Origin of the sequence: Streptomyces aurantiacus (assembly GCF_001418335.1) — a bacterium.
Taxonomy (GTDB): Bacteria; Actinomycetota; Actinomycetes; order Streptomycetales; family Streptomycetaceae; genus Streptomyces; species Streptomyces aurantiacus.
This window is the reverse complement of sequence record NZ_LIPP01000367.1, coordinates 1-8,662: the sequence shown is the minus strand read 5'-3', so window position 1 is coordinate 8,662 and position 8,662 is coordinate 1. Positions and strand designations below refer to the sequence as shown.

Annotated in this window: 9 protein-coding genes and 3 pseudogenes; 7 read left to right on the top strand and 5 right to left on the bottom strand. The window is 68.7% G+C overall.

The window, feature by feature from the left end:
* A pseudogene (locus tag AOK01_RS35385) lies at positions 1 to 479 on the bottom strand (APC family permease); the annotation flags it as partial.
* A 114-nt stretch (positions 480 to 593) separates the two neighbouring features.
* Between AOK01_RS35385 and AOK01_RS35380 the strand changes: the two are divergent.
* The gene (locus tag AOK01_RS35380) at positions 594 to 1,610 is read left to right on the top strand and encodes a 4-hydroxy-3-methylbut-2-enyl diphosphate reductase (protein WP_055518955.1); all 1,017 of its coding nucleotides are present in this window, start codon (positions 594 to 596) and stop codon (positions 1,608 to 1,610) included.
* 29 nt (positions 1,611 to 1,639) lie between these two features.
* Positions 1,640 to 2,386, top strand: coding sequence for a polyphosphate--glucose phosphotransferase (ppgK, locus tag AOK01_RS35375; protein WP_055518953.1), 747 nt, complete (start codon positions 1,640 to 1,642; stop codon positions 2,384 to 2,386).
* A gap of 27 nt (positions 2,387 to 2,413) precedes the next feature.
* Here ppgK and AOK01_RS35370 read toward each other — a convergent pair whose 3' ends face one another.
* Positions 2,414 to 3,457: an epoxide hydrolase family protein gene (locus tag AOK01_RS35370; protein ID WP_055518952.1), complete on the bottom strand. Its 1,044-nt coding sequence runs from the start codon at positions 3,455 to 3,457 to the stop codon at positions 2,414 to 2,416.
* 37 nt (positions 3,458 to 3,494) lie between these two features.
* On the opposite strand from AOK01_RS35370, the gene AOK01_RS35365 reads away from it, so the two are divergent.
* From AOK01_RS35365 to AOK01_RS35355, 3 genes and pseudogenes are all read left to right on the top strand, one after another.
* A complete protein-coding gene (locus tag AOK01_RS35365; protein WP_055518959.1) occupies positions 3,495 to 4,055 on the top strand; it encodes a TetR/AcrR family transcriptional regulator in 561 nt (186 codons plus the stop codon).
* Between the two features lie 16 nt (positions 4,056 to 4,071).
* A complete protein-coding gene (locus AOK01_RS35360; protein ID WP_055518950.1) occupies positions 4,072 to 4,278 on the top strand; it encodes a hypothetical protein in 207 nt (68 codons plus the stop codon).
* A pseudogene (locus AOK01_RS35355) lies at positions 4,275 to 4,603 on the top strand (DNA-binding protein). Before AOK01_RS35360 ends, AOK01_RS35355 begins: the two are co-directional and overlap by 4 nt.
* A gap of 43 nt (positions 4,604 to 4,646) precedes the next feature.
* Here AOK01_RS35355 and ychF read toward each other — a convergent pair.
* Positions 4,647 to 5,735 carry a redox-regulated ATPase YchF gene (gene ychF, locus AOK01_RS35350; protein ID WP_055518948.1) on the bottom strand — a complete coding sequence of 363 codons (1,089 nt, stop codon included), beginning with the start codon at positions 5,733 to 5,735 and terminating at the stop codon, positions 4,647 to 4,649.
* 262 nt (positions 5,736 to 5,997) lie between these two features.
* Between ychF and AOK01_RS42100 the strand changes: the two genes are divergently transcribed.
* Positions 5,998 to 6,558 (top strand): DUF6542 domain-containing protein, encoded by a 561-nt coding sequence (locus AOK01_RS42100; RefSeq protein ID WP_079104022.1) that lies wholly within the window; start codon positions 5,998 to 6,000, stop codon positions 6,556 to 6,558.
* Between the two features lie 219 nt (positions 6,559 to 6,777).
* On the top strand, positions 6,778 to 7,860 hold the full coding sequence (locus AOK01_RS35340) for a lipocalin family protein (protein ID WP_055518945.1): 1,083 nt from the start codon (positions 6,778 to 6,780) through the stop codon (positions 7,858 to 7,860).
* A gap of 129 nt (positions 7,861 to 7,989) precedes the next feature.
* Here AOK01_RS35340 and AOK01_RS35335 read toward each other — a convergent pair whose 3' ends face one another.
* Both AOK01_RS35335 and AOK01_RS45750 read right to left on the bottom strand, forming a co-directional pair.
* Complete coding sequence (locus AOK01_RS35335) at positions 7,990 to 8,367, bottom strand: nuclear transport factor 2 family protein (RefSeq protein ID WP_055518943.1); 378 nt, start codon at positions 8,365 to 8,367, stop codon at positions 7,990 to 7,992.
* Positions 8,368 to 8,571: 204 nt separating this feature from the next.
* Positions 8,572 to 8,662: pseudogene (locus AOK01_RS45750) on the bottom strand (hemerythrin domain-containing protein); the annotation flags it as partial.

Genomic DNA, 8,662 nt, shown 5'->3' with positions numbered 1-8,662 from the left:
CGGGCCGCGGCCCGTACGCCCCACAGGTTCAGCAGCGTCGTGACGACGACCGCGATCGCCGTCCACACTCACCGCGAGACCTCGGGGACCAGGGAGTTCATCGCGATCCCGGAGAAGAGGTACGCGACTGCCGGGATGAGGAGGTAGTCCAGCATCGCCATCCACCCGGCGACGAACCCCGCCTCCTTTCCGAGCCCCACGCGCGCGTAGGCGAACACCGAACCCGCCTGGGGGACCACCCGCACCATCTGCGCGTAGCTGAAAGCGGTGAACGCCATCGCGACCGTGGCGACGACGTAGACCAGCGCGACCGCCCCGTGCGACCTGGCGTCGAGGGTCCCGTAGACACCGACCGGCGCCATGGGGGCGATGAACAGCAGCCCGTAGACGACCAGGTCGCGGAAGCCGAGACTGCGCCGCAGCGCCTGCCCGTCGTCGCCCGTGCGGGTCGATGGTTCCGTTGGCTCCGTGTGGGACATCCGTGCCTCCCGAGAGTCGTGCCGTGCCCGCCCCCCTCAAAGCCCCTCGTCTCCCCGGCTTCCGCCCAGTCTCCCCAAAGAGGTGATCTTTGACCCGCCGGGCGCGGCCTTACGATGGGACGCATGACTGTTTCGACTGGCCGCCGTGTCCTGCTCGCCGCCCCCCGTGGCTACTGCGCGGGTGTCGACCGTGCCGTGATCGCCGTCGAGAAAGCCCTGGAGCAGTACGGGGCCCCGATCTATGTCCGCCACGAGATCGTCCACAACAAGTACGTCGTGCGCACCCTGGAGAAGAAGGGCGCCATCTTCGTCGAGCGGACGGCGGAGGTCCCCGAGGGGTCCATCGTCATGTTCTCGGCGCACGGCGTGGCCCCGGTCGTCCACGACGAGGCCGCGGCCGGCAGGCTCGCCACCATCGACGCGACGTGCCCGCTGGTCACCAAGGTCCACAAGGAAGCCGTCCGGTTCGCGGACGACGACTTCGACATCCTCCTCATCGGCCACGAGGGCCACGAGGAGGTCATCGGTACGGCGGGTGAGGCGCCCGACCACATCACGCTGGTCGACGGCCCCGGTGACGTCGCCAAGGTCGAGGTCCGCGACCCGTCCAAGGTCGTCTGGCTCTCCCAGACCACGCTGTCGGTCGACGAGACCATGGAGACGGTGGACGCCCTCAAGGAGAAGTTCCCGCAGCTCATCTCCCCGCCGAGCGACGACATCTGCTACGCCACGCAGAACCGGCAGCTCGCGGTGAAGCAGATGGGCGAGCAGGCCGAGCTCGTCATCGTGGTCGGCTCGCGCAACTCCTCCAACTCCGTACGGCTCGTCGAGGTCGCCAAGCTCGCGGGCGCGCGGGAGGCGTACCTCGTGGACTTCGCCGACGAGATCGACGAAAGCTGGCTGGAGGGTGTCTCGACGGTGGGCGTCACCTCCGGGGCCTCGGTGCCGGAGATCCTCGTCGAACAGGTCCTGGAGTACCTCTCCACCCGTGGCTACGAGGACGTCGAGCTGGTCAAGGCGGCCGAGGAGTCCATCACGTTCTCCCTGCCCAAGGAGTTGCGCCGCGACCTGCGCGCGGAGGCGGCGGCCCTGGTGGCGGACCGCACGGGAACCACCCCCTCGGGCGAGTGACTGTCCGTCGTACGACGTAACGTAGAGCCATGCAGATCTTCGGCGTGGACATCGGCGGTTCAGGGATCAAGGGCGCTCCCGTGGATTTGGACAAGGGCGACCTGGCGGAGGAGCGCTACAAGGTGCTCACGCCGCACCCGGCGACCCCCGACGCGGTGGCGGACGGTGTGAAGGAAGTCGTCGGCCACTTCGGCTGGACGGGCCCGGTCGGGATCACCTTCCCGGGCGTGGTCACCGGCGGCTCCACCATCCGCACCGCGGCCAACGTGGACAAGGCCTGGATCGACACCGACGCGCGCGCCCTGCTCGGCGAGCGGCTGGGCGGCCTGCCGGTGACGGTACTGAACGACGCGGACGCGGCGGGCGTCGCCGAGATGCAGTTCGGCGCGGGCCAGGGCCGCCGGGGCACGGTCTTCCTCCTCACCTTCGGTACGGGGATCGGCAGCGCCCTCTTCGTGGACGGCGTCCTCGTTCCGAACACGGAGCTGGGCCACCTGGAGCTGAACGGCCACGACGCGGAGACGCACGCCTCCACGAAGGCCAAGGAGGACCACGACCTCTCCTGGGAGCACTGGGCCCACCGCGTCCAGAAGTACCTCGCCCATGTGGAGATGCTCTTCTCGCCCGAGCTCTTCATCATCGGCGGCGGCGTCAGCCGCAAGGCCCAGAAGTTCCTGCCGCTGATCGAGGGCATCAAGGCGGAGATCGTGCCGGCCCAACTGCAGAACAACGCGGGAATCGTGGGCGCGGCGATGCGTGCGGCGAAGTTCAACTAGCGCAGGCTCCGTGTCAGCAGCTCCGTGTCAGCCGCCGCCCAGCTCGACCGCACGGCGTACGTCTGCGGCGTACGGTCCGGGCTGTTCCCAGGCTGCGAAGTGGCCGCCGGCCCGGTGTTCGACGTACGCGCGGATGTTCAGGAACGCCTCGGCGTAGCTGCGCGGCTCCGGCTTGGTGTCGCGTGGGAACACGGAGAGCACGGTCGGCGTGTCGATCCGGTCGGGGAGGACGGCCGGTTCGGCATAGGTCGCGAAAGAGGTGCCGATCGTGCCGGTGACCCAGTAGGCGCTGACCCAGGTGAGTAGCTCGTCGGCGGTGAAAGCCGAGTCGTCGGACCAGGACTCCAGTTTCTCGACGATCCACGCCGCGAGGCCCGCGGGTGAGTCGCCGAGAGCGACGGCGAGCGTGTTCGGACGCGTCGACTGTTCCGCGATGTAGCCGCCCTCGGTCCGGAACCACCGCGCCGCCCGGCCGAGATAGGCCGCCGCGTCGGGCGCGAGCTTCGCCGGGTCCGCCGTGAACGCGTGCTGCGGCGCGATGTTCGTCAGGTGCAGGGAAGCCACCCGGTCCGGGTGGTCGGCCGCGAGGAGTTCCGCGACGGTGCCGCCCACGTCGCCGCCGGACACCGTGTACCGCGAGTAGCCGAGCTCGTCGAGGGCGTCCGCGACGATCCCGGCGATCCGGTTGACCGACATACCGGACGTGGTGAGCGGGGCCGCGAAGGGGAAGCCCGGCAGTGCGGGAACCACCACGTGCAGGTCCGCGAGCAGCGGCAGGACGCGCTCGAACCGCAGCACCGAGTCCGGCCAGCCGTGCAGCAGCACGACAACCGGGGCGCCCGAATCCGCGGACCGCTGGTGGATCACCCGCAGGTCGGTGTCGCCTGCCCGCACCGTCACCCAGGGGAGCTCGCCGATGCGGCGCTCGTGCACGCCCCAGTCGTACCCGTTCGCCCAGTGTTCGAGCAGTGTGTCGAGGCGGGTGCCGCTGAAGCCGCGCGTCTCGTCGTCACTCCACGGGGTCGTGACACGCCGCGTCCGCCGGAGCCGTTCCCGTATCTCGTGGTCCATGTGTATCAGCGTACACATAATGTGTATGCTCGTACACATGACTCTGCGAAATGCGGCCGCCACCAGGCAACGGATCCTGGAGCACGCGCGACGCCAGTTCGCCCAGCACGGGTACGGGGCGATCACGGTCAAGGGCGTGGCCGACGCGGCCGGCGTGTCGCCCAACCTCATCACGCGCTATTTCGGCGGCAAGGACGGCCTTTTCCTGGCGGCGACCCGGGTGGAGATCCCGGTTTCCGACTCCTTCGACGGCGACCGTTCCACGCTGGGCGCGCGCCTCGCGGCGAGCATCGTCCAGCGCTGGTTCGGTGCGCCGGGGGAGGATCCGCTGCTCGTGCTGCAACGCGCGTCCGGCGAACGCCCGGAGGCGGCGGAGGCGCTGGCCGCCTTCCTGGACACGAACTCGCTGGAGCCGCTGCACCGCTACCTGCGCGACAGCGGCCTGGACGACGCGGACGCCCGCAGCCGAGCCGCGGCGATCGACGCCTTCGTACTCGGCGTCTCGACCCGCCGCCGGGTCCTGCGCTCCGAACTGGGCGACCCCGCCGATCTCCAGGCGTGGCTGAGCGCCACCATTCAGCGTCTCGCCGACGGCTGACGACCTCCTCGGCGCTCTGCGAACGCGCATCGGCAAGCGCGGCGTGTCCGCGTACGTGACCGCGGCGGTCCGGCATCAGCTGGCGATGGACGGCCTCGCCGAGATCGTGGCCGCATACGAAGCCGAGCACGAGCCACTGAGCGAGGCCGAGGTCCAGGCCGCGCAGAGCGAATTGTTCGGTGACGCGGCGGCGCCGTACGCGTCGAACGACAGCGCCACATGAAGGAGCCCGCAGCCAGGTCCCTGGTTCTGGACTCCCAGGCGTTGTCGCTGCTCCTGCGCAACGACCGCCAGATGGTCACCGTCAGGGCCGACACGAGGACAGGCACCCCCACACGCCGAGCGGCCTCGATCCCGGTGGGGCGGACAGCCTCACCGCAGTGCAGCTGCTGAGCGACGCCGGTGGCCTGCACGGCCACACGTACGCCATCGACGCTCTCGTCGCCGCGATGGCACTCCGCGCCCCGGGCCCCGTCCTGGTACTGACCTCCGACCGCGACGACTGGTCGAAACTCTGCGGCGACCGCGTACAGATCAAGGACGTCTGAGCTTGGGCCGCCCTGGGGTCCCGGCGTGGCCATATGTCAACCGCTACACGTTGAAGCGGAACTCCACCACATCCCCGTCCCGCATCACATAGTCCTTGCCCTCCATGCGGGCCTTGCCCTTGGCGCGGGCCTCGGCGACCGAGCCCGTTTCCATGAGGTCCTCGAAGGAGATGACCTCCGCCTTGATGAAGCCCTTCTGGAAGTCGGTGTGGATGACACCGGCGGCCTCGGGGGCGGTGGCGCCCTTCTTGATCGTCCAGGCGCGGGATTCCTTCGGGCCTGCCGTGAGGTACGTCTGCAGGCCGAGCGTGTTGAAGCCGACGTGCGCGAGCGTGGCGAGGCCGGGCTCCTCGACTCCGACGGACTGGAGGAGCTCCAACGCCTCCTCGTCGTCGAGCTCGGCGAGGTCCGACTCCAGCTTGGCGTTGAGGAAGATCGCCTCGGCGGGGGCGACCAGGGCGCTCTGCTCGGCCTTGAAGGCGTCGTCGACCAGTTCGTCCTCGTCCACGTTGAAGACGTACAGGAACGGCTTGACCGTGAGCAGGTGCAGGTCGTGGAGGAGGGCCTCCTGCTCGGAGCCCTGCTCGATGCCCGCGGCGAACAGCGTCTGCCCCGCGTCCAGGATCTCCTTCGCCGCCTCGATCGCGGCCACCTTCACCGTGACGTCCTTCTTGATCCGCGATTCCCTCTGCAGGCGCGGCAGCACCTTCTCGATCGTCTGCAGGTCCGCGAGGATCAGCTCGGTGTTGATCGTCTCGATGTCGTCCTTCGGCGAGACCTTGCCGTCCACGTGCACGACGTTCTCGTCCTTGAAGGCACGGATGACCTGGCAGATCGCGTCCGACTCACGGATGTTCGCGAGGAACTTGTTACCGAGGCCCTCGCCCTCGCTCGCGCCGCGCACGATGCCCGCGATGTCGACGAAGTCCACGGTGGCGGGCAGGATCTTCTGCGAGCCGAAGACCTCTGCCAGCTTGGCGAGCCGGACGTCGGGGACGCCTACCACGCCCACGTTCGGCTCGATCGTGGCGAACGGGTAGTTGGCCGCCAGCACGTCGTTCTTGGTCAGGGCGTTGAAAAGGGTCGACTTGCCGACATTCGGCAGACCGACGATTCCGATCGTGAGCGACACGTTGCGACTTCCCGTACGTGAGGTGGTGGGGCGGGGACTGGCTGGGCCACGAGGACCGGGCTCGGACGGGCCCGCGTCCTTCACTTCGTGAGCGACTCCGAGGTGCGTACTTCGAGGTGCCTACTTCGTGATGCGCGGGCCGATCCACCAGTCTACGGCGTGCGGCACCTCGCACCGGCGACGTATCGAACGCTTGGCCAAGGTCGGCCAAAGCGCGTGTCTCGGTGCCCATTGCGCACATAACCCGACCTAAGTTGGACCAGTGGAGCAACACAGGACGCGTCCTCCCCAGTCACAGCCGTCACGACGCGGCACGCCCCTTCCCCCACAGGCCGGGCGGGGCGGTGCCCGTACGGCCCGGCAGGCCGGGGCCGGTGTCCCGCGGACCGCACCGCCCGTCTCACCGCTCGTCCAGGCGGTACGCAGGTTCCCCAATCCCCGGCTCACCGGTCGGGGCAGTGGGCTGTTCTGCACCGCGTCGATGTTCGCGCTGGCCTGTCTGATCCAGCTGCTGTTCGGGGCGTCCCTCGTCGTCTACGGGGTGCTGTTCCTGCCGGTCTGCGTCCTGACCGCGGTGTGGGTGCGGCGGGCCGACCTCGTCACCGCCGTCGTCGCCGTACCGATCGCCTTCGCCGTCGGCCTGCTGCCCATCGCCGACAGCGGCGGCGGCTTCGGCGGCCGGGTGATGGGGCTCGTCACCGCGCTCGCCATGCACGCGGGGTGGCTGTACGGGGGCACGCTGCTGGCCGGCGTCATCGTGACCGTACGCAAGGCGCGGATGATGAGCCGCAAGGCCGCACAGCGACGCCGTACGACGACCTGATATCCACTCTTTCCGTCCTGCGAAGGCGTCGAGACGGAGATGTTCTCCGTGCCGCCGGGGCGGGGTGACTTCACGTCCTGCTGACGACGTGCGCGCCGGCGGCCACCTCCGTCGTCCTTGACATTGTTTGTATTACCAATCAACATGAGGGTTGTAGGTATTACGAACTAAAGGCCGACCGGGATGATCCCGGCCGGCCCGATGCGAGGAGGAACCCACATGACCGCAATCCGGACCAAGCGCCGAGCGAAGGCCCTGGTCACCGCGGCAGTGGCTCTGGGGTTCAGTACGTTCGCCGGCTCTTCGGCCCAGGCGACCGGCCCGTCCGCACTGCCGACCGCCCGTTCCGCCACGTCAGGAATCCCGGCCGTGGTCGATCCCGTGGCTGACCTGGGCCGGCACGCCGCCGGGCCGGAGGAGACCTGGTTCGACTCCGTCTACATCACCAGCTCGGTGAAGGCGAACGGCCAGGAGTTCGGTCTTCAGGTCCACACACGCATCATCCCGAACAGGACCGAGAACGCGTACCGTTGGACGTTCTCGGTGATCAACAAGACGACCGGGTGGTACAAGGACTACGACGCGATGGTCGAGCCGGAGGACTATCGGTGGAGTGAGGGCAAGCTCGACATCAAGGCCCCGGGGCTGAGCTGGACGGGTGACTCCGCCCGTCAGTCGGTGCAGGTCGAGACGCCGTGGGGAGGTCTCGACGTCGAGATGACACCCACCGGTCCGGCCATGAACTACGCGTCCACCGGCGTTTTCAACCTCGTCGACGGCGTGCCCAATTACGAGTTCGCGCTCCCGGAGATGCGGACGTCCGGAACGCTTGTCGTCGACGGCAAGAAGCACAGGGTCAGGGGCACCTCCTGGCTGGACAGGCAGTGGGGTGAGATGCCGCTGTCTCTGACCCGGTGGACGTGGATGAACCTCAACATGCCCAACGGTGACAAGGTCGCCATCTGGGACACGGTCGGCAGCAGGACCAAGGACAGCTGGGCGACGGTCCTCCATCCTGACGGCTCCTACGACGTGGTCGACGTCGAACCGCTCGCACAGAGCGCCTCCCGGCGGTGGACCAGTCCGGCCACCCATCAGACGTACCCCACCCGTTGGCGCGTCAGCATTCCCGCGCTGCGCTCAGAGCTCGACGTACGGGTCACCGGAAATCCGGACCAGGAGATCGAAACTCCGGACGGGAGCGGCTATCTAGAGGCCGCGTCGGCTTTCACCGGTACGTACAACGGCAAGAAGGTCCGTGGCGAGAACTACGTCGAGATGACCGGCGAGTGGCCCTCCTGATCACCTCACCGGGGTCCGCCGGCTCCATGGCCGTGACCATGGCGTGTTCGAGGTCGGTGCGGCAGGCCGGGCAGTAACTGCGCGCAGACTGTGGCCGGTTGAGCGGCGGCCAGGGGAGAGAAGGATGGCTCAGGAGGCGGACGGCTCGATCTCCCCCGCGAAGACGATGACCTGGTCGATGAGGCTTCGCCGCAGGTGGACGACGTCCGTTCCCGCCAGGCGGGGGCCTCCGTCCGGTGTGGTGAAGACCCACTGGTACCGGGCCCACTCGTCGGGCATGTCCACCGCCGAGCAGCGCACCATCGTGCCGGTCCCCGCCGGGTGGCGCCGGATGTCCAGCACGAACCGCTCGACCGCCTCGATCCCTTCGCTGCGGCCCAACGGCCCCCAGAAGACCACGTCCGAGGTCAGGGCCTCGGAGAGGAGGGCTGTCACATAGCTGTCGTCCGAGGCGTTGAACGCGGAGACGAACGTGTCGATCGCGGACCGCGCGGTCTCTTCCTGCATGCACCAGTAATACCAGCCATCTCCCGGAAGGCGCTCGTCTCGTGAGCCCTCTTCCGACCACGGCGGACCGTTCCGAGGGAATCTCCGCCGGACAAGGGAAGGGGCCGCGGTCGGAACCGCGGCCCCTTCCATGGCCCAGTTGCCCAGTTGCCCAGCTGACGGCTGCCAGTCGGCAGTCGGCAGTCGTCGGGCGTCTCGGTGCTCTCAGGCGTTCTGGCCGCGGCCGGTGAGCAGGTCGCGTACGCGGTCGACCATGCCCGCGCCCGGCGCGAGGAGCTTGTTGGCCGGCGGGGTG

Coding starts and splice junctions, on each gene's coding strand:
- AOK01_RS35380 (WP_055518955.1), top strand. CDS start 594: ATGGGACGCATGACTGTTTCGACTGGCCGCCGTGTCCTGCTCGCCGCC.
- ppgK (WP_055518953.1), top strand. CDS start 1,640: ATGCAGATCTTCGGCGTGGACATCGGCGGTTCAGGGATCAAGGGCGCT.
- AOK01_RS35370 (WP_055518952.1), bottom strand. CDS start 3,457: ATGGACCACGAGATACGGGAACGGCTCCGGCGGACGCGGCGTGTCACG.
- AOK01_RS35365 (WP_055518959.1), top strand. CDS start 3,495: ATGACTCTGCGAAATGCGGCCGCCACCAGGCAACGGATCCTGGAGCAC.
- AOK01_RS35340 (WP_055518945.1), top strand. CDS start 6,778: ATGACCGCAATCCGGACCAAGCGCCGAGCGAAGGCCCTGGTCACCGCG.
- AOK01_RS35335 (WP_055518943.1), bottom strand. CDS start 8,367: ATGCAGGAAGAGACCGCGCGGTCCGCGATCGACACGTTCGTCTCCGCG.